The organism is Arthrobacter sp. Ha26 (assembly GCF_059091705.1).
Genome location: NZ_JBNHGX010000002.1, coordinates 452626 through 475980, shown reverse-complemented (window position 1 = coordinate 475980; position 23355 = coordinate 452626). Strand labels below are relative to the sequence as shown.

Here is a 23355-nt window from a genome sequence, read left to right as displayed (position 1 = left end):
ACGGTGTATAGCTAGAAGCTGACGCAGCACCATCACGCGCGCAGAGTACTCGCCGTGCAGCACTACCAGGAGGGACGGGGCCAGCCCCCGAACAGATGAAAGCTAAGAACTTCTTCAAAGGCCCGGGCATCTGGATCGTTGTTGTGATCGGGATGCTCCTGGTGGCCTTTGCAACGCTCGCTCCCGGCGGTGCAGCCCGGATCGACACTGACAAGGGCCTTGAATTGCTGTCCGGCAACAAGGTGGAGCAGGCAAAGATCTTCGACGGCGAAAACCGTGTTGACCTGGTGCTGAAGGACAACCTCCAGCTGGACGGACAGGACAAGGGCAAGAGCGTCCAGTTCTTCTTTGTGGACGCCCGTGCGCAGGATGTAGTGAAGGCAGTCACTGACGCCAAGCCGGCCGAGGGCTACACGGACCAGCCGATCGAGAGCAACTGGTTCTCCGGCCTGCTCTCGCTGCTGATTCCGGTCATCCTGCTCGGTGCGCTGTTCTGGTTCCTTATGACCCGGATGCAGGGCGGCGGCTCGAAGATCATGCAGTTCGGCAAGTCCAAGGCCAAGATGGTCAGCAAGGACATGCCCCAGGTGACGTTCGCTGACGTGGCCGGCTCTGACGAGGCTGTGGAGGAACTGCAGGAAATCAAGGAATTCCTGCAGGAACCGGCCAAGTTCCAGGCTGTCGGCGCCAAGATCCCCAAGGGCGTGCTGCTGTACGGCCCTCCAGGTACCGGTAAGACCCTCCTGGCCCGTGCCGTCGCAGGCGAGGCCGGCGTTCCCTTCTTCTCCATCTCCGGCTCGGACTTCGTGGAAATGTTCGTCGGTGTGGGTGCTTCCCGTGTCCGCGACCTCTTTGAACAGGCCAAGGCCAACTCGCCTGCCATCATCTTCGTGGACGAAATCGACGCCGTCGGCCGCCACCGCGGTGCCGGAATCGGCGGCGGCAACGATGAACGCGAGCAGACCCTGAACCAGCTGCTGGTGGAGATGGACGGCTTCGACGTCAAGACCAACGTCATCCTCATTGCGGCCACCAACCGTCCGGACGTCCTGGACCCCGCGCTGCTGCGCCCCGGCCGCTTCGACCGCCAGATCGGTGTGGAAGCGCCGGACATGATTGGCCGCGACCAGATCCTGCAGGTGCACGCCAAGGGCAAGCCCATGGCGCCGCAGGTGGATCTCAAGGCCGTCGCCAAGAAAACCCCCGGTTACACGGGTGCGGACCTCGCCAACGTCCTGAACGAGGCCGCACTGCTTACCGCCCGCTCCAATGCGAACCTGATCGATGACCGTGCCCTGGACGAAGCCATTGACCGCGTGATGGCCGGCCCGCAGAAGCGCAGCCGCGTTATGAAGGAACACGAGCGCAAGATCACCGCGTACCACGAAGGCGGCCACGCCCTGGTGGCGGCCGCGCTGCGGAACTCCGCGCCGGTCACCAAGATCACTATCCTTCCCCGCGGCCGCGCCCTCGGGTACACCATGGTGGTCCCGGACAACGATAAGTACTCCGTGACCCGCAACGAGCTTTTGGATCAAATGGCCTACGCCATGGGTGGCCGCGTCGCCGAGGAAATCGTGTTCCACGATCCCTCCACCGGTGCCTCCAACGATATCGAGAAGGCCACCGGCACCGCCCGCAAGATGGTCACCGAGTACGGCATGAGCGAACGCGTCGGCGCCGTCCGGCTGGGCCAAGGCGGAGGTGAGCCGTTCCTGGGCCGCGACGCCGGGCATGAGCGCAACTACTCAGACCAGATCGCCTACGTAGTGGATGAGGAAGTGCGCCGGCTGATCGACCAGGCCCATGACGAGGCCTACGCCATCCTCACTGAGAACCGGGACGTCCTGGACCGGCTGGCCCTGGAATTGCTGGAACGGGAAACCCTAAACCAGGCCGAAATCGCGGACATCTTCCGTGACATCCGCAAGCGCGACTTCCGCGAGGTGTGGCTCTCCAAGGAGACCCGTCCGGTGCAGACGGCCGGCCCGGTGGAGTCCCGCCGGGAGCAGGCGGAACGCGAAGCCCAGGAGGAAGCCAAGAAGGCCCGCCTGGACGAGCCGCTGGACGCCCAGCCGCCGCATCCGCAGGGTGTTCCGGAAGACGCTCCGTTCCAGGGAGGCATCCCCGACTCGGGGCCTGACGCCCTTCGCGGCTAAGCTTTCTTACGTGAACCACTTCGACGACGACGACGTTCCCGCCTCCGCCGGATACCCGGCGGAGGGCGGCGCACACCATTCAAAGCACCATAAGGTGGACCGGCCGCGGATCGAGGCTGCCGTCCGCGAGATTCTCCTGGCCATTGGAGAAGACCCGGACCGAGGCGGCCTTGTGGACACCCCCAAGCGGGTGGCCAAGGCCTACGCCGAGGTGTTTGCCGGACTGCACCACGACCCCGCCGACGTCCTGTCCACCACCTTCGACCTGGACCACGAAGAACTGGTCCTGGTCAAGGACATCCCGTTCTACTCCACCTGCGAGCACCATCTGGTGCCGTTCCACGGTGTGGCCCACGTGGGCTACATTCCGTCGCATGACGGCAAGGTGACCGGGCTGAGCAAGCTGGCCCGGCTCGTGGATATCTACGCCCGCCGTCCCCAGGTGCAGGAGCGCCTCACCACGGAGATCGTGGAAGCGATGGTCCGCCACCTCAAGCCGCGTGGCGCGATCGTCGTTGTTGAATGCGAACACATGTGCATGTCCATGCGCGGTATCCGCAAGCCCGGAGCGAAGACCGTCACCAGTGCGGTCCGCGGGCAGCTTCATGACCCGGCCACCCGTGCCGAAGCCATGAGCCTCATCCTCGGAAGGTAGTCAACACACCATGGATTCACTCGCTGCAGCGCCGGGAACCGGCCCGGCAACCTCGCCACTGCCCGTCCTGCGCAAACCGCGCCCGGCAGCCCGCTTCGAAGACTTGCCCACCGACCGGACCCTGGTGATGGGCATCGTCAACGTCACACCGGACTCCTTCAGTGACGGCGGCCAGCACGCCACCGCTGACTCCGCCATCGCAGCCGGCCTGCGGATGTTCTATGCGGGTGCGGACATCATCGACGTCGGCGGCGAATCCACCCGGCCCGGTGCGGAGGATGTCAGCCCGGACGATGAACAGCGCCGGGTGATTCCCGTGATCGAGGCGCTGGTGAAGGCCGGCGCCCTGGTCAGCATCGACACCATCCACGCTTCCACTGCCGCCGCCGCGCTGAAGGCCGGCGCAGCGATCATCAACGACGTCTCCGGCCTCACCATGGAACCGGAAATGGCCGAGCTCGCGGCCTCCTCGAAGACTCCCTACATCCTCACGCACCGACGCGGCGACGCCCGCACCATGAACTCCCTCGCCGAGTACAAGGACGTTGCCGCCGAAGTGGTGGCCGAGCTCGCCGGAGTAAGGGACAAACTGTATGCCGCCGGCGTCAGCCCGGAGCAGATCATCATCGACCCGGGACTAGGCTTCGCCAAGAACGACGCCCAGAACTGGGAACTCCTGCAGAACCTGGACCAGCTGGACAGCCTGGGCCATAAGGTCCTGGTGGGGGCCTCCCGCAAACGGTTCCTCGGCACCCTCCTGACCGTGGCCGGAAAGACTGCCGCCCCGCAGGAACGTGATGACGCCACCGCGGCCATCACCGCCATCAGCGCCTACCGGGGCGCCTGGGCAGTGCGCGTGCACGACGTCGGCCCCAGCCTGGACGCCGTAAAGGTCGCCGCGCGCATGGCCGCCCCCAGAACCAGCCAGTAGGCCAAGCCATGGACAGGATTACGCTGACCGGTGTCACCGCCGTCGGCCATCACGGCGTCTTCGATTTTGAGCGCCGCGAGGGCCAGCCTTTTGTTGTGGACGCGGTGCTCTACCTGGACTTCACCAAGGCGGCGGAATCGGACGACGTCCGCGACACCGCGCACTACGGCGAAGTTGCCCAGCGTATTACTGACTGGATTTCGGGTGAACCGCTGAACCTGATCGAGGCGCTGGCCGTGCGGATCGCGGAGGGCCTGCTGGCCGAATTCCAGCTCCAGGCCGTGGACATCACCGTTCATAAGCCGCAGGCGCCCATCGAGGTGCCCTTTGGCGACGTCGCCGTCACTGTGCATCGGGCTCGGGCTGACGCTCGGGCTGACGCAGACATGGACCACGCCCGCCCGGCCCACGCCGGGCGCGGCCACCAGGAGAGACCAGCGCAGGGGGAAGACGCATGAACTCCGGGTATTCCAAGGTGGTGCTCGCCCTGGGCAGCAACCTTGGGGAGCGCAACGAGACCCTGACCGAGGCCGTTGCGGATCTCGTGGACCCGCCGGAGGTCCGCCTTCTGGCCGTCTCGCCCGTTGTGCAGACCAAGGCAGTCGGCGGGCCGGCCGGCCAGCCGGATTTCCTGAACATGGTCATCACCATCGAGACCAACCTGACCCCGCTGGAGCTGCTGGAACACTGCCAGGCGGTGGAAAACAAGCACCACCGCGTTCGGGAGGTGCGTTGGGGACCCCGCACGCTCGACGTCGACATCATCACCTACGCCGACCTGCGCAGTGATGACCCTGTACTTACGCTCCCGCATCCCCGTGCAGCAACCCGCGCCTTTGTCCTGTACCCCTGGTCGCTGATCGAGCCTGCGGCCACGCTGGACGGCGAACGCATCTCCGCCTTGGCCTCCCGGGCGGAGGATTTCGGCGACCTTGCCCTGTTCGACGGCTTCGGCGACTTCGACGGCCTGCCCACGGCAGGAGCTGTGGAGGAGCGATGAAACCCCTCAACCCGTTGCGCCTGATGCTGATCGGCGTCATCCTGGCCGTGGCGGGCTGGTCCGCCACAGTGATCACCAGCCGCTACGGCATGGCCACTCCCGTCCTGCCGGCCACCGCATTGGCCACCATGGGCGTGATTGTTGCCATCACGCTGATCCTTGGCATCAGGGTCCTGCAGTGGCGCGACAGCAACAAACCCAACAGCACCAAGAAAAAAACCCTGCTCGATCCGCTCCTCGCAGCCCGTACCCTGGTGCTGGCCCAGGCCTGCGCGTACGCGGGGACCGTCCTGCTGGGCTGGCATGTGGGCATCTTCCTGGACCAGCTGCGGATCTGGAGCCTGCGCAGCAACCAGGGCATCACCTGGCTGGCGCTGGCGATGGCCGGCGGCGGACTGGTGATGATCGTGGTGGGCCTGCTGGTGGAGCGGTTCTGCAAGATCCCGCCGGAGGACGGCGACACCAACAGTGCGGACGGGAAGCCGGGCCGCACTGTGCGCGGCGAAGCCACGGGGGAAGGCGAATATGCATACCGGGGCGATTGACCCGCCGGGAATCGTCTGGCAGCGGGTATCACCGAAGTACGTCACCGTCCGGTTGGTGGAGTGGGCCCTGGCGAACCTTGTCACAGTACTGGTGCTGTCCCTGCCGCTGGTGTTTGTGCTCCTTGGCGAGTGGGCGTGGCCGCCGCTGTGGCTGGCTGTCGCGGCGCCGTCTGTGGCGCTGGTCCTCGCCCTCTGGCGCCTGGTGCTGATCCCGCGCCAGGTCCGCGCCATTGGGTATGCCGAACGGGACGACGATTTGCTGATCAGGACCGGCATTTTCTTCCAGCGCACCATGGCCGTCCCCTACGGCCGCATGCAGTACGTGGATATCGGAGTGGGTCCGGTGGAGCGCGGCCTGGGCCTGTGCACGCTGAAACTCCATACCGCCTCGCCGGGCACGCGTGCGCACATTCCCGGGCTTCCGGCCGCGGAAGGTGCCCGCCTCCGTGAGCAGCTCACGGCCCGCGGCGAAGCCAGGCTGGCTGGACTGTGACGTCTGAGGGACCGCGTACGGAACCAGGCGCTCCCATCCCTTCCCGTGCTGCCGGAAACACCGCTCCCGCTGCCGGCCCAGGCGCCGGGGCCAGGGGTGTGCCGGGAGTGGCGTCCGACGGTTTGCCAGGCGCCGGGTCCGACGGGTTGCCAGCCGGGTCCGACGGCGAATGGCTGAGGGTGCATCCGGCGTCGCCTTTTGTGCGCGGCTGGGTGGCCCTGGCGGCAATCGGCTTTTTCTTCGGCCGGGACGTTTTTGAGCGGGCGCTGCAGGGCCGGCCCATCCTGGAGGATGAGTTTGCCGGCCGGGCGCCCTGGCTGTTGGCCGCGGGCGCCATCATGCTGCTCATCGCGGTGCTCGGCTTCATCCTCACCTGGTACTTCACGAAGTACCAGGTGTCCGGTGGCTACGTCCGGGTCAACACCGGCTTCATTTTCCGCCAGCAGCGCCAGGCCCGCCTGGACCGGGTGCAGGCCATCGATATTGTGCAGCCCCTGCTGGCCCGGATCTTCGGCCTGGCTGAGCTCAAGTTCGAGGTGGCAGACGCAGGAGAGTCGGCGGTGCATCTTGCCTACCTGAAGATGGACGACGCCCGCCAGCTCCGCGCCACCATCCTGGCCCGCGCCGCCGGCGTGACCCTGGATGCGTCCCGGCCCGACGAACCCGCACCCGAGGCGCCGGAATATCCGGTACTGTCCGTCCCGCCGGCGCGCCTTGTCGGTTCCCTGCTGCTCAGCGAGCAAAGCGTCTTTGTGGTGCTTGCCGGTGCCGCTTCCGTGGTTCTTTCCTCGGTCACTGAGAACCGCAGTTTCTACTTTTACCTGATTCCGGCCGCATTGGGCCTGGCCGCAAGCTACTGGAACCTGTTCACCAAGGGCTACAACTTCACCGCCGCCATCTCGCCGGACGGCATCCGGCTGCGGTACGGGCTGCTGGACACCCAGGCGCAGACGCTTCCGCCGGGCCGGATCCAGGCACTGCGGGTGGCCCAGCCTCCCTTGTGGCGTCCGCTGGGCTGGTACCGCATCCAGGTCAACGTGGCCGGTTACGGCGGCCTCGAAAATGCGGGCGAGGGCTCGGCCCGGACAACGCTCCTGCCCGTGGGCCGGCTTGAGGACGTAATGGCGATGCTCGCGCTGGTGCTCCCCGATCCGGGTACGCCCCGGCCCGCCGTCGTCTTCGGCGCAGGGCTCCATGGCCTGGATTCCGACGGCGGCTTCGTCACCACGCCACGCCGGGCCCGCATCCTGGCGCTCCTGGGGTGGCGCCGGAACGGCTTTACCGCCACGGACACGGCGCTGCTGATCCGCTCAGGCCGCTGGTGGCGCGAGCTTGTGGTGGTGCCGCACCAGCGGACCCAGTCCATGGCGTTGCAGCAGGGCCCGTTGGCACGTCGGTTCCGGGTGGCTGACCTGGTCCTGCACACCACCGTGGGGCCGGTTTCGCCACGGTTACGCCAGTCAGGGGTGGAGGAGGCGGTGGCGCTTTTCGACGCCCAGTCCGCCCGTGCCCGGCTCGCTCGGAAGCGGCAGACCACTGAACAGTGGCTGGCCGAGGTGGCCCCGGATGTCCAGGGCGGTGAGCCGGGGCAGGTAGTCGAGCCGGCCGACACGGCAGCATCCCCGCCCAACCCGGTTCCATCTCCCGATTCGACCCCCGCATCCATCCCGGCATCCCCTCCTAACCCACCCTCCATCTCCACCCCAGTCCCCAGGCAGGAAGGCCCGCAACATGGCTAAACCGGGACGCCTCGGCGTCGGAATCGTTGGCGCGGGCAAGGTGGGCGCCGTACTTGGCGCAGCCTTGCGCGCCGCCGAACACGCCGTCGTCGGGGTTTCAGCTGTTTCCGATGCCAGCCGCGAACGGGCGGAGACGCTGCTGCCCGGCGTGCCGGTCCTGGAAGTGCAGGAGATTGTGGAGCGCTCGGAGCTCGTGCTGCTGGCCGTGCCCGACGACGCCCTGCCGGGGCTGGTGGACGGGCTGGCGAAACTGGGCGCGTGGCAGCCCGGGCAGCTGGTTGCCCACACCTCCGGCCGGTTCGGGGTGGGCGTCCTGCATCCGGTCCGCGCGGCCGGCGCAGTCCCACTGGCACTTCATCCTGCCATGACTTTCACCGGGATGAGCCTGGACCTGACCCGCCTGCTGGACTGCACGTTTGGTGTCACCGCGGATGCCGCCATGCTGCCGATTGCGCAGGCGCTGGTAGTGGAGATGGGCGCCGAACCGGTAGCCATCGCCGAGGCGGACAGGACGCTCTACCACGCAGCCCTGGCCCATGGATCCAACCACTTGGTGACCCTTGTGGCGCAGGCTTCGGAGCTGTTGAAGGATGTTGGGGTGGAAGCGCCTGAGAGGATGCTCGGTCCGCTGCTGCGGGCAACCCTGGAGAACGCGTTGGCGTCGGGGGAGTCGGCCCTCACGGGCCCGGTAGCGCGCGGGGACGTGGGAACGGTCAAAGCCCACGCGGAGGCTTTGCGGGAGTTCGACGGCGGCGGGCAAGGCGACGTGCTGGCGGCCTACCTTGCGATGGCGCGTGCCACAGCCCTGCGCGCCGAGGGCCGCGGACTGCTGAAACCTGACCAGCTGGGGGAGCTGCACAAGGCTCTGGAACCGGAGGAAGACTGAAGATGCCCATCAAACTCGTCACAACCGTCGCGGAACTGCATGCCGCGAGTGCCCGGCTCCTCAGGGAGAAACGCGGCAGTTCACAGGGCTTGGTACCCACTATGGGCGCCCTGCACGAGGGGCATGCCGCCTTGGCGCGGACCGCCGTCGAGCAGAACGACGTGGTGGTTGCAACGATCTTCGTCAACCCGCTGCAGTTCGGCGACGCCACGGACCTGGACCGTTATCCGCGGACCCTTGAAGCCGATCTTGCCTTGCTGGAAGCGCAGGGCGTGGACCTGGCCTTCGCCCCGTCCGTTGAGGAGGTGTACCCCGGCGGCGAACCCCTGGTGCGGGTCACATCGGGAGCCTTGGGGGAGAAGTGGGAGGGCGCATCCCGGCCCGGCCACTTTGACGGCGCCTTGACGGTGGTGGCCAAGCTGCTGCATTACGGCATCCCCGGGGCAGGGCTGCCGGCCGGGGATGGGGCTGGGGTCGTCCAGCCAGCGCGGGGTATTGAAAGGGCAAAGGCTGTTGAAGGGGCACTGGGTGGGCTGCCGGCCTACCGGGCCTACTTCGGCCAGAAGGACGCCCAGCAGTTGGCGCTTGTCCGGCGGATGGTGGCGGACCTGAATTTCCCGGTCGAAATCGTGGGTGTGCCCACGGTGCGGTCCGCCGACGGGCTGGCGCTCTCCAGCCGCAACCGTTTCCTGTCCGACGACGAGCGCGAGGCTGCGCTGGTGTTGTCGCGGGCGTTGCGGCTGCTTGAGGAGCGGGCCAATGCGCGGGAGCCGCTGGATCTGGAATCCGCGCAGGCACTGGTGGAGTCCCACCCACTGGTGGCCCTTGACTACTTCGACGTGGTGGATCCGGACAGTTTGGAACCGCTGGCAGAGAACTGCCGGGAGACTCCGTTCCGAGGTGAGGCATTGGCGCTTATCGCAGCAAAGGTGGGCCCGGTGCGGCTGATCGACAATATGCCGCTGAGCTCCTAGCTAGATGCCTGGCCTGCCTTGGCTCGTCATCAACTGTTCCAGGAGCGCGCGTTCCGGCTGGCCCGGATTCCGGGCGACGCAGCGGCGGAGCCTCGCCCTGGCCAGCTCGTCGCCGGGTTCGTCACTGCGGAGCACTTCCTCGACGATCTCCTGCGCCTGCCACCGAAGCGACTCGATGGCAAACTGCCGGATCTCGTCTGGAGTATCGCGCGCCATCCACGGATCGGGATCCGAGGGCACACTTTGGAACATCCGCTCTGCTGACATAGGAGCCTCCTTGCACCGATCCGACTGCGTTGTCGTAAGCACTGCGCGTAAGGAACACTACAGTGGGGAAGACCGGTCTGTCTTCTCACCCGGCGGTAAACTGGAATTGTCATGAATCCAGAAGCGGAGTATTCACCGGTGAATGCGGTTGACCGGCCGTCAGCCGGGCCTCCCGCGGCGGCTTCTGCGCCTGTTGTCAGCGAACCGCCCCCGCCGGAGACCCCTGCCGCTAAATCCGTAGCGAGGATCATGCTGGTGGCTTATGAACTTTTCTCACAGCGTGGCGTGCGCGATGTGGGTGTCAACGAACTGATTGAGCGGTCCGGGGTGGCAAAAGCCACCTTTTACCGTCATTTCCCGTCGAAGGACTCCCTGGTCCTGGCGTTCCTTGAGCAGCGGGACAAACAGTGGACCGTCGACGCGATTGTCTCGGAAGCCCGGCGACGCGGTAATACTCCCACTGAGCAGCTGTTGGCCATCTTCGACGTCTTCGGCGACTGGTTCCTGCGCGAGGATTTCGAGGCCTGCTCCTTCATCAACGTCCTGCTGGAAATGGGTCCGGCCCATCCCTTGGGCCAGGCCAGCATCGACTACCTCGCGAAGATCCGGGGCCACGTCCAAGCTTTGGCTGACGAGGCCGGGCTCCAGCGGCCCGACGAGTTCGCCCGGTCCTGGCACATCCTGATGAAGGGCTCCATTATCTCCGCCACAGAGGGCGATATGCAGGCAGCCAAGCGCGCCCAGGAGATGGCCGGCTGGCTGATCGAGCACCACCGTTGAAGCCCGGTCGTTGAGCCTGTCGAAACCTGCGCGCGCAAAAGGCACTTAGCCGGCTAATAGCTCCAGAAGGGCAGCTTCAAGGGGGCTTTGCGCTCTCGGCCAGGACTGGGGCATTTCGGTTGGCAGTGATGCGGGTTCTTCCGAGCGCAGGGCTGCAGGTGGCTCCGCTGGCTTTTCCGCTGGCGAGGGCGCGGGTGTTTGAGCGGGCAGGAACCCCGGCGTTTCATCCGGCAGGAGTCGGGGTGGCCAGTGTGGTTGTTCCCGGTCGGGTTGTTCGGGTTTGTAGTGTCGGCCGGTGGGTGAGGTCCAGCCGGGTGGCTCGTTTTGGGTTGCTGGGGTGGGTTCCCAGCGGCTGTGGTGTTTGAGGCGGTGGTGCTTGGGGCAGAGTTGGGCGAGGTTGCTGATGCCGGTGGTTCCGCCGTGGTGCCAGGCTGTGAGGTGGTCTGTGTCGCTGTCCGGGGATGGGTTGTTGCAGCCGGGGAAGGTGCATTTGCCGTCCCGAAGCTGCAGGGCTTTTTTCATTGCTGTGGTGAGGCGGTAGTTGGTGCGGCCGATTTCCAGTGGCGCCCCGTCCCGGGGATCAACGAGTACCCGGTAGAAGGAGTTGGCCCCGTCGGCGACGAGTTTGCGGGCCATGGAGGCCGGGATCGGGCCAAACCCGTCGAGGGTGGCGGGTTCGTCGGTGAGGCCGAGCAGGGCGAAGACCGGGACGGTGACGAGCACGTCGACCTTGGGTGCCGGGACTTTCCCGGTTGTTGGGATTTCTCCTGTTGCGGTGTTCTGTCGTGGGGTGGCCCTTTCTGCAGAATCCCCGTCGCGGATGTCCTCTGCGGGGGCGGCGAGCAGGAGGCTGGCGGCGATGTCGGCTTTTAGTTGGGTGAGGGTGCGGGGTTCGTCATGCCCTTGGAGGCCGCGGGCGAGGGCGGTGGTGCGGTTCCAGATGGCTGATGCCTGGCCGGCGGGGAGGTAGAGCGATACCCAGGCCATGCCGTCGCGGTCCGGGGTGCATTCCATCCGCCGGTCGGCGGCGCTTTTGGTGTGGCGTTTTTCGAGGGATTCGGGGTGGTGGCGTTCGCGCCAGCTACGGACTCGGGACCGGAACCGCGACGGTATCAGTTCACCGGCGGCGGCTCCGCGGGCCGGGTTGGGGTTCAGGACATGGGCGACGAGGGCGGCTGCGCCGGTGGGGTCGAGGTTGTCGGTTTCGTCGGCGATGATCCGGGCGTGCATCCAGGAGATGGTCCCAGTGGATAACGCGTCGAAAGCTTGGGGGAGGGCTGTGAGTTGGCGGGACTGGGCGACGAGTGCCCCGGCGGCGGCGGAGCTGATGGGCAGGACCCCGGCGATTTCCTCGACCGCGGACATCTCGGCATAGGTCCGTTCATGGACGGGCGCGTCCGGCGGGGTCATCGCATGCTGGATCTCGATCGCCTCTGCGGCGTCCCGGGCCTTGACCGCGGCGAGCTGCGCTTCCAGCCGCGACATCAACTCCATCCGTTCCAGCCGGATCTCATACCGGCGCTGCAGCACATCCACACCAGCATCACGACTGCGACCGGCACGGGCACCGGCACCTCCGCCGCCAGTCAGGGCGGCGTCCTCGAGGAAGAGCGCATCGAGGCCCGCGACGGAGGCATAAATGCCCTCCATCGCTGCTGCCGTGCCCGTCCCGTGTCCCATACAAAGATCATCTAATGGGGGTCTGACATTTTCCGGGGCGATGTCCACTTTCGTAGAGAGCTGTTTCCATCCGCCCGTCATACATCTGTGGCGGCCGCCCGCCGCCGTAATGGCACCGCACACCAAGGGCAGTAATAGTCAGCTTGCTTATTACTTTCGGGTTTCCTAGGCTGGAAACTGTCAGGCAAACAACTCTCGAAGCGGTAGTCCGTGCCCTCAATAGCGGCCGGAACGCCGCCTCACATGAGGAGGACAAATGTCAGAACACAGCATCGCAGGCAAGAAGGTCGCATTCCTGTTGACGGACGGCGTGGAACAGATTGAACTGACCAGCCCGTGGCAGGCGGTCAAAGACGCGGGCGGCCAGCCCACCCTGGTGGCACCCAAGAGCGGCAAGCTGCAGGGGTTCGAGGGCACGGAAAAAGGTGACACGTTCGACGTCGACCTCACGGTTGCAGAAGCGGACGCCGCGGACTTTGACGCCCTGGTGCTCCCCGGCGGCGTCGTTAACGCCGACCACCTCCGGGTGGACAAGGACGCCCAGGCCTTCACCAGAAGCTTCTTTGAACAGCACAAGCCCGTGGCATCCATTTGCCATGGACCCTGGCTGCTCATCGAGGCTGGCGTGCTGCGCGGACGGAACGTCACCTCGTACCACACGCTCGAGACGGACCTGAAGAATGCCGGCGCCAACTGGACCGACGAGGAAGTGGTGGTGGACCAAGGCCTGGTGACCAGCCGGAACCCGGACGACCTTCCGGCGTTCAACAGCAAGCTGGTTGAGGAGATTTCCGAAGGCCAGCACGCCGGCCAGACGGCCTAAAAGCACCCATTGTTCCCTCAGGGTTAAAGAAAAAATACCGTGCGGAGGAATTACTCCAGCCGGTAGAGTGTTGGAGTCTGCAGCGACGCTGATCGCGCACCTTTCAAACAAACTCCCTGAGGGAACACCCATGTCTACCGAAGTCTCTCCAAATGCCGGCGGGAACTCCGTCCAAACCGAAGTAACAAAGCCCGCCGCGCCGGAGAAGATGTCCCGCGAATCGGTGACAGTCATCAGCACGCTGCTGGTGGCGACGTTTGTGGTGATCCTCAACGAGACCATCATGAACGTCGCCCTGCAGCGGCTCATGGTGGACCTCCGGGTGGATGCGCCCACGGTTCAGTGGCTCTCCACGGGATTCATGCTCACCATGGCCGTGGTCATTCCCACCACCGGATTCATCCTGCAGACCCTCTCCACCCGGGCAGTGTTTATGCTCGCGATGGGCCTTTTCGCCGGCGGCACCGCACTTGCGGCGGCGGCTCCGGGCTTTGAGATCCTGCTGTTGGCGCGCATCGTCCAGGCCGGCGGTACCGCGATCATGCTGCCCCTGCTGATGACCACCATCCTCACGCTGGTCCCCATGGCCAAGCGCGGCGCCGTGATGGGCAACGTCAGCATCGCGATCTCCGTGGCCCCGGCCATGGGCCCCACAGTTTCGGGGTTGATCCTTGAGCACTTCACCTGGCGCTTTATGTTCGTGTTTGTCCTCCCGGTTGCCCTCGCGGCCCTCGCCATCGGCGCGAAGTACCTGACCAACGTGGGTGAGACGGAAAAGGCCAAACTGGACGCCCTTTCGGTCATCCTTACCGTCCCCGCATTCGGTGGCCTGGTCTACGGGCTCAGCCAGATTGGCGGCGGCCACGGCGGCCAGGCCGGGCCGGGTGTTGCAGCAATCGCCGCACTGGTCATCGGCGTCGCGAGCCTCACCGTCTTTGTCCTCCGCCAGCTTCGCCTGCAGAAGGGCGATGCCCCGCTGCTGGACCTGCGCGCGTTCAACTTCCGCATGTTCACCGTCTCGGTCCTGCTGATGGTGGTAGCCATGATGGCACTGTTCGGCGGCGTTATCCTGCTGCCCCTGTACCTCCAGGAAATCCGCGGACTGGGCTCCCTCGAGACAGGCCTCGCGCTGCTTCCAGGCGGCCTGGCCATGGGCCTGCTGGGCCCGGTCATCGGCCGGCTCTTCGACAAGGTGGGGCCGCTGCCGCTCACCGTCACCGGTTCAGTCCTGATGGTGGTGACGCTGTGGCAGTTTTCGATGCTCGACGCCGGCACGCCCGTCGCATGGATCGTCACCCTGCACGTGGGGCTGAGTTTCGGCCTGGCCCTGCTGTTCACTCCGGCGTTCACCACCGGCCTGAACCCGCTGCCGCCGCACCTTTACTCGCACGGGTCCGCGATCATGAGCACCACGCAGCAGGTTGCCGGTGCCGCCGGCACGGCGCTGTTGGTGTCCATCTTCGCCGTGGTTTCGGCGACGTCGGGCCTCGTCGCAGGGATGAGTGCCGCCTTCCTGACGGCAACCGTCATAGCCTTCGCCGCCGTCGTACTTTCAGCGATGATGCGCAAGACCAAAGGTGCCGGGCCGGGCCACGGGGGCCACTAGCCCCCACGGCCCACTGAGTAGCGCCAAGTGTCGTTTTGACCGCTCACAACGGCACTTGGCACTACCTGCATGGGGTCAGCCGGCGTAGAAGTCCGCGAGTTCCCTGATGAGCTTGTCCGGGGCCTTGATGGCGCCGTCGTGGCCGAAGCCGGGCAGGATGGTGTAGCTGGAGCCGGAGAGGACGTCGTGGATCTGGCCGCACGCCACGCCGAAGTATGCGGGGCTCTTTTCGCCCACCACGATCAGCGTTTCCAGCGGCAGTTCCAGGAACGGCTCGGCCGGCATGTCCGCGGCGATGATCGCCTTGATTTCACGGACTCCGGTCCGCATGAGTTCCCGCTGCTGCTTGCCCTCCGACGTGCCGGCCGTGAGCTTGTTGGCCAGGGTGAGCATGGAGAGCGGCATCCGGGACGAGAAGGCGCCGCCGGCCTCGAGTCCGCGTTGCAGGACAGCCAGGGCGCGGTCGTCATCCCCGGCTGCGACGGCGCGCTCGTACTCGGTGGTCCAGTCCGCCTTGACGCTGTGGTTCACGGAGACGGCGGGGTCGTAGACAGCAAGCCGTTCCACCGGGAGGGTCCTGGCCGCGTGAAGTGCAACGGCACCGCCAAAGCTATGCCCGAAGACGTCGGTGCTGGAGGTGTGCCTCATGACGGTATCGAGGTCGCGGATGTCCACGTCCAAGGTGTAATCCTCGGGCTGGGCGGAGGACGAACCGCGTCCGCGGCGGTTGAACGTGTGCACCGGCCTGCCCAGGGCAGCGCTGAGCTTCTGGGCGAATTTGGTGTAGTCCGCGGCCGTCACCATCGAGGGCGGGACAACCACCACGCCCGAACCGGCCGAAGCGAGTTCCGCGCCGGTGGAAAAGAGCTCCAGAGTGCCGCCGTCGGGGGTCCTGATGTTCTCACGCGTCATGTTCCGAGCCTAGCCGAGCAACCTGAACGCGGGCACCACGGACACTGCACCCGGCCCCGGCCCCGCCTTGGTCGGTTCAGCCGCGGGGCCTAACCCTTGAAGTACTCGGAGATATCGGTAACCAGTTCGCTGACGGCGACGGGATGGAGCCGTGGAAGCACTTGGGGGAGAGCTGATAGGTACTGCCCGGGACCGCTGCGTGCAGCGCTCGGCTGTTGCCCTGTAGTAGCCCGGGCTCTTCCCGCCCGCCATGGCATGGGTGTTGGCGGGGAGCACGCTGAAGTCCCGGGCATGGTCAGCCTCATTGTAGGCGGCCCGCAGCTCGCCAACGCCGCTGGGCATCACCTCACGGAACATCCTGTTCACCCTGGTGCGGGACAGCACTGCCATCAGCCCGGCGAGGACAGGCTCCGGGATCTTCGCCATGGCAGATCCCGGTTTTGCGGCCTTCTTCATGGGGGCCAGGGCGTGTCCCACCTTGCCTTTGTCAACGGCGTCCTCGAATCCGCCCAGCCAGGCCGTGTCGATGCCGCCGTCGATGTTCACGGCGGCGTCGTACACCGCGAGCTTGTCCGGGACGCAGGGGCCTGGCGAACTCCTGCACGGCGTTGAGGGCCACCGACCCGCCCAGGCTGTGGCCAAGGATGTTCCGGGCGCCGGTGGCGTCCAGGACTGTGCGTGCGTACGTCCGCTATCTCGGTGGCCATGGAGTAACCGGCCGGCTGTGCGGAGGAACTGCCCCGGCCCCGCCGGTCGTAAACGTCCACCGGCCAGCCCTCACCCAGGCCCTTGGCCAGCGCAACGGAAAACGGCCGGTAGATCAGCGCGGTGAGGAACGCGCCGCCGATCAGCAGCACCCGCCGTTCTCCCGGCGCGTCCTCGGCGCCGTAGCTGTACAAAGCCAGCCGGTCGCCGTCGTGCGTGGAAAGTACCTGCTTTTTCACCACCCCATCCCAGGCAGGGCCGCCTGGGAGCCTGCGCAGCGAGCCCTGCCGGATCCCCGGTAAACTTGATGATTGTGACTTCCCAAAACACCCCCTCGCCCCAGAACGCCCCAGAGCCGATCGACGCCAGTGAGCAGATGCGGATCCGCATGGAGAAGCGCGCCAAACTGATCGAGGGCGGCGTTGAGGCGTACCCGGTGGGTGTGGAGCGGACGCACTCCCTTGCGGAGATCCGCGAAAAGTACGCCCACCTCCAGGCCGATGACACCACCGGCGACATCGTGGGCGTTACAGGACGTGTTGTGTTCGTCCGCAACACCGGAAAGCTGTGCTTCGTAACGCTCCAGGAAGGCGGCACGGACGGCAAGGGTACGCGCCTGCAGGCCATGCTCAGCCTCGCCAACGTGGGGGAGGAAGCGCTCGCCGACTGGAAGTCCCTGGTGGACCTCGGCGACCATGTGTTCGTCCGCGGTGAGGTCATCTCCTCCCGCCGCGGCGAGCTCTCGGTCATGGCGGACTCCTGGTCCATGGCCTCCAAAGCCCTCCGTCCGCTGCCAGTGCTGCACGCGGAGCTGAACGAGGAAACCCGGGTCCGCCAGCGGTACGTGGACCTGATGGTCCGCGACGAAGCCCGCGAGATGGTGTACACCCGCGCGGCCATCACCCGCTCCATCCGCGAGACGCTCTTCCGGCACAGCTACGTTGAGGTGGAAACCCCCATCCTCCAGCTGGTCCACGGCGGCGCTCTGGCACGGCCGTTCGAGACCCACATGAACGCCTTCGACCAGAAGATGACCCTGCGCATCGCCACCGAGCTCTACCTCAAGCGGGCCGTGGTGGGCGGCATCGACCGCGTCTACGACATGGGCCGGGTGTTCCGCAACGAAGGCGTGGACTCCACCCACAGCCCGGAGTTCACCACCCTCGAATGCTACGAGGCCTGGGCCGACCAGTTTGTGATGGCCGAACGCATCAAGGAGATCATCCTTGACGCCGCCGACGCCGTGGGTGCCGGCCGCGTCCTCCAGACCGAGGCGGGGGAGATTAACCTCGACGGCGACTGGGCCTGGGTGTCCGTGTACCCCGGACTGTCCGACGCCGTTGGCCAGGACATCACACCGGACACTCCGCTGGAGGTGCTTCGCGCGGTTGCCGAAAAGCATGAGGTCAAGGTTGACCCCAAGTGGGACGCCGAGAAACTTGTGGTCGAGCTCTTCGGCGAGATTGTCGAGCCCACCCTGCTGAACCCCACGTTCGTCTACGACTACCCGCCCTCCGCCCAGCCGCTGGCACGCCCGCACCGGAAGGACGGCCGGCTGATCGAGGCCTGGGACCTGATCATCGGCGGCATGGAGCGCGGCACCGCGTTCTCCGAATTGATTGACCCGGTTATCCAGCGTGAGCGGCTCACGGAGCAGTCCCGCCACGCCGCCGCAGGTGATGATGAAGCCATGCAGCTGGACGAGGACTTCCTGCGTGCGCTTGAATATGGAGCTCCTCCGATGGGCGGCATCGGCCTGGGAATCGACCGGCTGGTCATGCTGTTCACCGGCGCGGGCATCCGGGAGACAATCCTCTTCCCGCTGCTCAAGCCTGAGGGGCACTAAGCATGGAATACGTAGCTGTCCTCCTTCCTTCGCTGGTGGTGGGCCTGCTCTTCTGGTTCGCAATGAAGTCAATCTTTAATGCGGACAAGGCTGAACGCCAGGCGGAAGCCCGGGCGCAGGCAGAAGCAGAAGCGCACGCAGCTTCTCCGGCTGACCCTACTGACCCCGAATCGAAAAACTAAAGCCCGCCAACTTTCTGCCTTTATCCCCGGGAACGATTAGGCACTTTGACGCGTTGCCATAAAAAGAGTCATACTTTTTAGGAAACATCCTGCTTTTCTGAAAACCGAACCCTTTCCAAGAGGAAGACTTTAAATGGCACAGAAAGTAAACATCATCCTCGTTGATGATCTGGATGGGGGATCCGCAGACGAGAATGTTAAGTTCGGCCTTGACGGGGTCAACTACGAGATCGATCTTTCCGCGGCGAATGCCGCGGAACTTCGCTCCTCACTGGAGCGTTTTATCGGCGCAGCACGAAAGGCTTCCGGTGGAAGCGGCCGGCCTGCCCGGGCCAAAGCGGCCACCGGTGGCCGCAGCCACGATTCGGCCCAGATTCGTCAATGGGCCCGCGAAAACGGCTACACGGTTAACAGCCGCGGGCGAATTCAGGCTGAAATCCAGGAAGCCTACCAAAAGGCCAATTCCTAGCTACTGCGGCAGTCGGCGTAAAAAGCCCTGCTTCCCATTACGGGAGGCAGGGCTTTTTGGGGTCGGGGGCCAAAATGTGGGCCCGGGCCCGTAATTACCCCTGCAGTGCCCGGATCTTTCGGGGTTTGCCGATTTCCCGCCCGGCGGGCCCCGCAGAGGGCTGATCAGAAAAGCCGGCAAACCCCGGGCACTTCCGGCACCTCACTGCCCGGGCACCCCTTTGCGCGTGCAGTCCTTGCCGCCGAAGTTGGGTGGCAGGAGACCTCAAAGGGGGTCGCTGCAGATATTCCGTGAAGCCTCCGGTTTCCCCCGTGGCGAACACGCTCCACAACTATCGGCTGGCCACGTAGCATCAAAGTACGTCGTAGCTAGGAGTGTGGCGAAATGTTTGAGCGATTTACGGACCGTGCCCGTCGCGTAGTTGTGCTTGCCCAAGAAGAGGCACGCATGCTGAACCACAATTACATCGGTACCGAACACATCCTCTTGGGTCTGATCCATGAGGGTGAGGGCGTTGCCGCCAAAGCTCTTGAGTCCTTGAGCATTTCGCTCGACGGCGTTCGCGAGCAGGTGCAGGAGATCATCGGACAGGGCCAGCAGGCGCCGTCCGGCCACATCCCCTTCACCCCCCGTGCCAAGAAGGTGCTGGAGCTCTCGCTGCGCGAAGCCCTCCAGCTGGGCCACAACTACATCGGCACGGAGCACATCCTGCTGGGCCTCATCCGTGAGGGTGAGGGTGTTGCAGCCCAGGTGCTGGTCAAGCTCGGCGCGGACCTCAACCGGGTCCGCCAGCAGGTCATCCAGCTGCTGTCCGGCTACCAGGGCAAGGAATCTACCGGCGCAGGTGTTGGCTCCGGCCAGCCCGAAGGCGCTCCGGCAGGTTCTGTTGTGCTGGACCAGTTCGGCCGCAACCTCACCCAGGCTGCCCGCGAAAACAAGCTGGACCCGGTCATCGGGCGCGAGCAGGAGATGGAACGCGTCATGCAGGTCCTCTCCCGCCGTACCAAGAACAACCCGGTACTGATCGGTGAGCCAGGCGTCGGTAAGACTGCCGTCGTCGAAGGCCTCGCCCAGGCGATTGTCCGCGGCGACGTCCCCGAGACCATTCGCGACAAGCAGCTCTACACCCTGGACCTCGGGTCCCTGGTTGCAGGCTCCCGTTACCGCGGTGACTTCGAAGAGCGCCTGAAGAAGGTCCTCAAGGAGATCCGCACCCGCGGCGACATCATCCTGTTCATCGACGAAATCCACACCCTCGTTGGTGCCGGTGCCGCCGAAGGTGCCATCGATGCTGCATCCATCCTGAAGCCCATGCTGGCCCGCGGTGAGCTGCAGACCATCGGTGCCACCACGCTGGACGAGTACCGCAAGCACATCGAGAAGGACGCCGCGCTGGAGCGCCGCTTCCAGCCCATCCAGGTCAAGGAACCCTCCGTGGCGCACGCCATCGAGATCCTCAAGGGCCTGCGTGACCGCTATGAAGCGCACCACCGCGTCACCATCACCGACGGCGCCCTGGCCTCCGCGGCCAGCCTCGCCGAGCGCTACATCTCAGACCGCTTCCTGCCGGACAAGGCGATCGATTTGATCGACGAGGCAGGCGCCCGGTTGCGCATCCGCCGCATGACCGCTCCGCCGGAGCTCAAGGCCATGGACGAGCGCATCGCCAAGCTGAAGATGGAAAAGGAGTCCGCGATTGACGCGCAGGACTTCGAAGGCGCTGCTGCTCTCCGTGACAAGGAGCAGAAGATGATCTCCGAGCGCTCGGAGAAGGAACGCCACTGGAAGTCCGGCGGCATGGACGACATCTCCGAGGTGGATGAGGATCTCATCGCCGAGGTGCTGGCCAACTCCACCGGCATCCCCGTCTTCAAGCTGACCGAGGAAGAGTCCTCGCGCCTGCTGAAGATGGAGGAGGAACTGCACAAGCGCGTGGTGGGCCAGGACGAGGCCATCAAGGCACTGTCCCAGGCCATCCGCCGCACCCGTGCAGGGCTCAAGGACCCCAAGCGTCCCGGCGGCTCGTTCATATTTGCCGGCCCCACCGGCGTCGGCAAGACCGAGCTGGCCAAGGCACTGGCGGAGTTCCTGTTCGGTGAAGAGGACGCCCTCATCACGCTGGACATGTCCGAGTACTCCGAGAAGCACACCGTGTCGCGGCTCTTCGGTGCCCCTCCTGGCTACGTCGGCTACGAGGAAGGCGGCCAGCTGACCGAGAAGGTCCGGCGCCGTCCGTTCTCCGTGGTGTTGTTCGACGAAGTGGAGAAGGCCCACGCGGACCTCTTCAACTCGCTGCTGCAGATCCTGGAGGACGGCCGCCTGACCGACTCCCAGGGCCGCGTGGTGGACTTCAAGAACACCGTGATCATCATGACCACCAACCTTGGCACCCGGGACATCTCCAAGAGTGTTGCCACCGGCTTCCAGTCCGGCACGGACACGCAGACCGGCTACAACCGGATGCGCGCCCGTGTGACGGAGGAGCTCAAGCAGCACTTCCGCCCCGAGTTCCTGAACCGTGTTGATGATGTTGTGGTGTTCCCGCAGCTCACCCAGGACGAGATCATCGAGATCGTGGACATGTTCGTAACCCGGCTGGAGAAGCGCCTCAAGGACAAGGACATGGGCATCGAGCTCACCACTGCGGCCAAGGTGCTCCTGGCTACTCGCGGCTACGATCCCGCCATGGGTGCCCGGCCGCTGCGCCGCACCATCCAGCGCGAGATCGAGGATCAGCTCTCCGAAAAGATCCTGTTCGGTGAGATCCACGCCGGCGACATCGTCGTAGTGGACGTGGAAGGCGAAGGCGACGACGCCAAGTTCACGTTCGCAGGCAACGCCAAGCCGCGCATCCCGGAGATCGCTCCGAGCGTCTAGGCATCAACTCGACAGGCATCAACCCGAAAGCCCCGCCCGCTCCGAAAGGAGCAGGCGGGGCTTTCGCTTTGCCCTCGGTCCCACCAAGCGTTGCGTGGGGACTCCCTGCGGTTCAGGGGCCCGCCGAGCGGAACCCTCCAGCCAGCATCCCGCATCCGGCAGCCTGGGGCAGGGTAGTGGCTCTAGGGTGTTCCGGCAGCCGCATACACGCGCACCCAATCCACCCGCATCTCGCCGCCGCCGTTGACGGTGCTGTCCGGGAACCAGTCCAGTTGCAGCGTCTGGTGCATCGAACCTGGAGGCTGGTGCGCGGAGTCGTTGTCCTCAAACCACTTCACCCCATCGACGTAGCCGACGACTCCGGTAGGAGACCAGTCAACCGCGTAGTTGTGGAACTGAGTGACGTCCAGAGTCCGGGACTCCGACGTCTGCGAGTTTGTGCATCCATAGTGGTGGAAGAATTTGATGGCATTCCAGTCACCGGTCGTCTCCGCGTAGTCGATTTCGCCGTCGCAGGGCCAATTCTCGCTGTCCGGCCACAGGAGTGACACCATGTGGTATTCGTTGTCTCCGGATCCAGCCGCCCGGACTTCCCACCGCCCGTACTTCTGCTTTGCGAACTTCGCGCCCATGCCGGCGGTGGTGCCATCAGGAGTTCCAGTGATGACCATTTTGGAGCCGTCCACTGTTACCTGTTGTGGACTCCGGATACCGTTGCCCGCGTGCCCGGCGCTGTTGTAGACGATCCACTTTGTGGCGTCCGGAGCGCCCGCGTAGTTGAACTCGTCGCCGGTGACAGGCGCGCCCCAACCTTGGATTACCGCCGCCTCGGTAGGTGTTACCGTGGCGGGCGCGGTGGTCACTACCAGCCGCGGACGCAGGGCGGAATTCGAGGATTCCTTTGACTTGAACCCGATCCACTTCTGCGCGTTGCTTTCCAGCTTGAAGTTCTGCTCGCCACCCGTTGCGCTGACACCTTTGGTGACGTCCCATTCAACCCAGGAGCCGGTGGCGAACCCGCCGGCCTTCCCCAGCCAGGTCCCGCGTGCCGGGGCGGTATTCCAGGTGACGCCCCTCTCGGTCCAGCCGCCCGTGGTCGTAAAAACATCCACGAATTCAGTGGAACTGGCGGATACTTCGGAATGCAAGCGCAGTTTGGCCGAGGCAACACGTTCGCCGGCTGGAACCTGGACATTGAACCGCAGGAGACTGTTCCGCCAGATGTTTGCACGTCCTTCGGTGGACAGGCGGATGCTGGTTCCAAAGTTGGAACTGGCCCTGTCCGCCTGTACGTAAGTGTCCATGGTCAGCGAGGCCGTCGCTGCGGCGCTTGCCGACGTCGGAGTAAGGATTGCGATCCCAACCAGAATGGAGGATGCAACCGCTGCGCATTTACGCCGGAACATCAGCCCGTTCCTGATCCAGCCTGAAGATCGCAGTGGACCGGCTGTTCCCTTCATTATCAAGCGGATCTTTGTCGTCGCTTGTGGTGAGGATGAGGGCTTTGCTAAGCCAGCGGACGTAGCCTTCATGTTAATCGCTGTTTCTACTGGGGATTAAATGTGCCGGGCCGGAATAAGCAGGCGCCGACCCAGAAACAACGACCGCTGGATTCCAGATATGCCAAAGAGTAGACCATTCGTCCGCGATCCTCTCTACCCAATATCCAAGGAATGCGCGAAAACCCATGTACCTAAATGGAGACCTGACTGATAACCCCTATCCCTCACTGATGAAAGCCATCACCGGGGATTCCCCTACATAACTACCGGCACCCAGGCCGGCCGGAGGAGTGTGGCGGCTGTGATCCCGGGCACAAAGCGTGT

Annotated in this window: 22 protein-coding genes and 1 pseudogene; 18 read left to right on the top strand and 5 right to left on the bottom strand. The window is 65.2% G+C overall.

What is annotated here, in order from left to right:
- The first annotated feature begins 95 nt into the window (after positions 1-95).
- The 10 genes from ftsH (at position 96) to AC5RVY_RS07735 (ending at position 9382) form a co-directional block, all read left to right on the top strand.
- Positions 96-2159 carry an ATP-dependent zinc metalloprotease FtsH gene (ftsH, locus tag AC5RVY_RS07780; RefSeq protein WP_493954118.1) on the top strand — a complete coding sequence of 688 codons (2064 nt, stop codon included), beginning with the start codon at positions 96-98 and terminating at the stop codon, positions 2157-2159.
- A gap of 10 nt (positions 2160-2169) precedes the next feature.
- Positions 2170-2814 (top strand): GTP cyclohydrolase I FolE, encoded by a 645-nt coding sequence (gene folE / locus AC5RVY_RS07775; RefSeq protein ID WP_306637627.1) that lies wholly within the window; start codon positions 2170-2172, stop codon positions 2812-2814.
- 10 nt (positions 2815-2824) lie between these two features.
- Positions 2825-3745 (top strand): dihydropteroate synthase, encoded by a 921-nt coding sequence (gene folP / locus AC5RVY_RS07770; protein WP_493954117.1) that lies wholly within the window; start codon positions 2825-2827, stop codon positions 3743-3745.
- An 8-nt stretch (positions 3746-3753) separates the two neighbouring features.
- Positions 3754-4203, top strand: a complete 450-nt coding sequence (folB, locus tag AC5RVY_RS07765) for a dihydroneopterin aldolase (protein WP_493954116.1) — start codon at positions 3754-3756, stop codon at positions 4201-4203.
- A complete protein-coding gene (gene folK, locus AC5RVY_RS07760) occupies positions 4200-4745 on the top strand; it encodes a 2-amino-4-hydroxy-6-hydroxymethyldihydropteridine diphosphokinase (RefSeq protein ID WP_493954115.1) in 546 nt (181 codons plus the stop codon). The genes folB and folK overlap by 4 nt, the downstream gene beginning before the upstream one ends.
- On the top strand, positions 4742-5290 hold the full coding sequence (locus AC5RVY_RS07755) for a DUF3180 domain-containing protein (RefSeq protein ID WP_493954114.1): 549 nt from the start codon (positions 4742-4744) through the stop codon (positions 5288-5290). The genes folK and AC5RVY_RS07755 overlap by 4 nt, the downstream gene beginning before the upstream one ends.
- A complete protein-coding gene (locus AC5RVY_RS07750; RefSeq protein WP_493954113.1) occupies positions 5271-5783 on the top strand; it encodes a PH domain-containing protein in 513 nt (170 codons plus the stop codon). The genes AC5RVY_RS07755 and AC5RVY_RS07750 overlap by 20 nt, the downstream gene beginning before the upstream one ends.
- Before the next feature lie 107 nt (positions 5784-5890).
- Positions 5891-7522 carry a PH domain-containing protein gene (locus AC5RVY_RS07745; protein WP_493954277.1) on the top strand — a complete coding sequence of 544 codons (1632 nt, stop codon included), beginning with the start codon at positions 5891-5893 and terminating at the stop codon, positions 7520-7522.
- The gene (locus tag AC5RVY_RS07740; protein WP_493954112.1) at positions 7515-8408 is read left to right on the top strand and encodes a Rossmann-like and DUF2520 domain-containing protein; all 894 of its coding nucleotides are present in this window, start codon (positions 7515-7517) and stop codon (positions 8406-8408) included. Before AC5RVY_RS07745 ends, AC5RVY_RS07740 begins: the two co-directional genes overlap by 8 nt.
- A 2-nt stretch (positions 8409-8410) precedes the next feature.
- Positions 8411-9382, top strand: coding sequence for a 4-phosphopantoate--beta-alanine ligase (locus AC5RVY_RS07735; protein WP_493954111.1), 972 nt, complete (start codon positions 8411-8413; stop codon positions 9380-9382).
- Here the strand turns inward: AC5RVY_RS07735 and AC5RVY_RS07730 are convergent, their stop codons facing one another.
- Positions 9383-9649, bottom strand: a complete 267-nt coding sequence (locus tag AC5RVY_RS07730; RefSeq protein WP_493954110.1) for a hypothetical protein — start codon at positions 9647-9649, stop codon at positions 9383-9385. It lies immediately after the preceding gene.
- A gap of 111 nt (positions 9650-9760) precedes the next feature.
- Here AC5RVY_RS07730 and AC5RVY_RS07725 point away from each other — a divergent pair, with 111 nt between their 5' ends.
- Positions 9761-10429, top strand: coding sequence for a TetR/AcrR family transcriptional regulator (locus tag AC5RVY_RS07725; RefSeq protein WP_493954109.1), 669 nt, complete (start codon positions 9761-9763; stop codon positions 10427-10429).
- Positions 10430-10474: 45 nt separating this feature from the next.
- On the opposite strand, the gene AC5RVY_RS07720 is transcribed toward AC5RVY_RS07725, so the two are convergent.
- Positions 10475-12109 carry an HNH endonuclease signature motif containing protein gene (locus AC5RVY_RS07720; RefSeq protein ID WP_493954108.1) on the bottom strand — a complete coding sequence of 545 codons (1635 nt, stop codon included), beginning with the start codon at positions 12107-12109 and terminating at the stop codon, positions 10475-10477.
- Between the two features lie 256 nt (positions 12110-12365).
- Here AC5RVY_RS07720 and AC5RVY_RS07715 point away from each other — a divergent pair, with 256 nt between their 5' ends.
- Together AC5RVY_RS07715 and AC5RVY_RS07710 are read left to right on the top strand one after the other, a co-directional pair.
- Positions 12366-12932 (top strand): type 1 glutamine amidotransferase domain-containing protein, encoded by a 567-nt coding sequence (locus tag AC5RVY_RS07715; RefSeq protein WP_493954107.1) that lies wholly within the window; start codon positions 12366-12368, stop codon positions 12930-12932.
- A 130-nt stretch (positions 12933-13062) separates the two neighbouring features.
- Positions 13063-14538: a DHA2 family efflux MFS transporter permease subunit gene (locus tag AC5RVY_RS07710; protein WP_493954106.1), complete on the top strand. Its 1476-nt coding sequence runs from the start codon at positions 13063-13065 to the stop codon at positions 14536-14538.
- Positions 14539-14613: 75 nt separating this feature from the next.
- Here the strand turns inward: AC5RVY_RS07710 and AC5RVY_RS07705 are convergent, their stop codons facing one another.
- Positions 14614-15450 carry an alpha/beta fold hydrolase gene (locus AC5RVY_RS07705; protein WP_493954105.1) on the bottom strand — a complete coding sequence of 279 codons (837 nt, stop codon included), beginning with the start codon at positions 15448-15450 and terminating at the stop codon, positions 14614-14616.
- Positions 15451-15539: 89 nt separating this feature from the next.
- Positions 15540-16394, bottom strand: a pseudogene (locus AC5RVY_RS07700) (alpha/beta fold hydrolase).
- 68 nt (positions 16395-16462) lie between these two features.
- Here AC5RVY_RS07700 and lysS point away from each other — a divergent pair.
- The 4 genes from lysS to AC5RVY_RS07680 all read left to right on the top strand — a co-directional run bounded on the left by lysS (position 16463) and on the right by AC5RVY_RS07680 (position 21529).
- A complete protein-coding gene (lysS, locus tag AC5RVY_RS07695; RefSeq protein WP_493954104.1) occupies positions 16463-18001 on the top strand; it encodes a lysine--tRNA ligase in 1539 nt (512 codons plus the stop codon).
- A gap of 2 nt (positions 18002-18003) precedes the next feature.
- The gene (locus tag AC5RVY_RS07690; RefSeq protein ID WP_493954103.1) at positions 18004-18183 is read left to right on the top strand and encodes a hypothetical protein; all 180 of its coding nucleotides are present in this window, start codon (positions 18004-18006) and stop codon (positions 18181-18183) included.
- Between the two features lie 133 nt (positions 18184-18316).
- Complete coding sequence (locus tag AC5RVY_RS07685) at positions 18317-18652, top strand: histone-like nucleoid-structuring protein Lsr2 (RefSeq protein WP_493954102.1); 336 nt, start codon at positions 18317-18319, stop codon at positions 18650-18652.
- 384 nt (positions 18653-19036) lie between these two features.
- Positions 19037-21529 (top strand): ATP-dependent Clp protease ATP-binding subunit, encoded by a 2493-nt coding sequence (locus tag AC5RVY_RS07680; RefSeq protein ID WP_493954101.1) that lies wholly within the window; start codon positions 19037-19039, stop codon positions 21527-21529.
- A 182-nt stretch (positions 21530-21711) separates the two neighbouring features.
- Here AC5RVY_RS07680 and AC5RVY_RS07675 read toward each other — a convergent pair whose 3' ends face one another.
- The gene (locus tag AC5RVY_RS07675; protein WP_493954100.1) at positions 21712-22833 is read right to left on the bottom strand and encodes a CBM96 family carbohydrate-binding protein; all 1122 of its coding nucleotides are present in this window, start codon (positions 22831-22833) and stop codon (positions 21712-21714) included.
- Between AC5RVY_RS07675 and AC5RVY_RS07670 the strand changes: the two genes are divergently transcribed.
- Entirely contained in the window at positions 22832-23089 is a 258-nt protein-coding gene (locus AC5RVY_RS07670; RefSeq protein WP_493954099.1) for a hypothetical protein, read from the top strand. The two genes, AC5RVY_RS07675 and AC5RVY_RS07670, sit on opposite strands and share 2 nt — an antisense overlap.
- The last annotated feature ends 266 nt before the right edge of the window (positions 23090-23355 follow it).

What these genes read in the sequence shown, in the direction of transcription:
- AC5RVY_RS07750 (WP_493954113.1), top strand. Translation starts at nt 5,271, where the DNA reads ATGCATACCGGGGCGATTGACCCGCCGGGAATCGTCTGGCAGCGGGTA.
- AC5RVY_RS07725 (WP_493954109.1), top strand. Translation starts at nt 9,761, where the DNA reads ATGAATCCAGAAGCGGAGTATTCACCGGTGAATGCGGTTGACCGGCCG.
- AC5RVY_RS07755 (WP_493954114.1), top strand. Translation starts at nt 4,742, where the DNA reads ATGAAACCCCTCAACCCGTTGCGCCTGATGCTGATCGGCGTCATCCTG.
- AC5RVY_RS07730 (WP_493954110.1), bottom strand. Translation starts at nt 9,649, where the DNA reads ATGTCAGCAGAGCGGATGTTCCAAAGTGTGCCCTCGGATCCCGATCCG.
- AC5RVY_RS07685 (WP_493954102.1), top strand. Translation starts at nt 18,317, where the DNA reads ATGGCACAGAAAGTAAACATCATCCTCGTTGATGATCTGGATGGGGGA.
- AC5RVY_RS07675 (WP_493954100.1), bottom strand. Translation starts at nt 22,833, where the DNA reads ATGGACACTTACGTACAGGCGGACAGGGCCAGTTCCAACTTTGGAACC.
- AC5RVY_RS07720 (WP_493954108.1), bottom strand. Translation starts at nt 12,109, where the DNA reads ATGGGACACGGGACGGGCACGGCAGCAGCGATGGAGGGCATTTATGCC.
- folP (WP_493954117.1), top strand. Translation starts at nt 2,825, where the DNA reads ATGGATTCACTCGCTGCAGCGCCGGGAACCGGCCCGGCAACCTCGCCA.
- AC5RVY_RS07680 (WP_493954101.1), top strand. Translation starts at nt 19,037, where the DNA reads ATGTTTGAGCGATTTACGGACCGTGCCCGTCGCGTAGTTGTGCTTGCC.
- AC5RVY_RS07735 (WP_493954111.1), top strand. Translation starts at nt 8,411, where the DNA reads ATGCCCATCAAACTCGTCACAACCGTCGCGGAACTGCATGCCGCGAGT.
- AC5RVY_RS07710 (WP_493954106.1), top strand. Translation starts at nt 13,063, where the DNA reads ATGTCTACCGAAGTCTCTCCAAATGCCGGCGGGAACTCCGTCCAAACC.
- lysS (WP_493954104.1), top strand. Translation starts at nt 16,463, where the DNA reads ATGATTGTGACTTCCCAAAACACCCCCTCGCCCCAGAACGCCCCAGAG.
- AC5RVY_RS07690 (WP_493954103.1), top strand. Translation starts at nt 18,004, where the DNA reads ATGGAATACGTAGCTGTCCTCCTTCCTTCGCTGGTGGTGGGCCTGCTC.
- AC5RVY_RS07670 (WP_493954099.1), top strand. Translation starts at nt 22,832, where the DNA reads ATGGTCAGCGAGGCCGTCGCTGCGGCGCTTGCCGACGTCGGAGTAAGG.
- AC5RVY_RS07715 (WP_493954107.1), top strand. Translation starts at nt 12,366, where the DNA reads ATGTCAGAACACAGCATCGCAGGCAAGAAGGTCGCATTCCTGTTGACG.
- ftsH (WP_493954118.1), top strand. Translation starts at nt 96, where the DNA reads ATGAAAGCTAAGAACTTCTTCAAAGGCCCGGGCATCTGGATCGTTGTT.
- folK (WP_493954115.1), top strand. Translation starts at nt 4,200, where the DNA reads ATGAACTCCGGGTATTCCAAGGTGGTGCTCGCCCTGGGCAGCAACCTT.
- AC5RVY_RS07705 (WP_493954105.1), bottom strand. Translation starts at nt 15,450, where the DNA reads ATGACGCGTGAGAACATCAGGACCCCCGACGGCGGCACTCTGGAGCTC.
- folB (WP_493954116.1), top strand. Translation starts at nt 3,754, where the DNA reads ATGGACAGGATTACGCTGACCGGTGTCACCGCCGTCGGCCATCACGGC.
- AC5RVY_RS07740 (WP_493954112.1), top strand. Translation starts at nt 7,515, where the DNA reads ATGGCTAAACCGGGACGCCTCGGCGTCGGAATCGTTGGCGCGGGCAAG.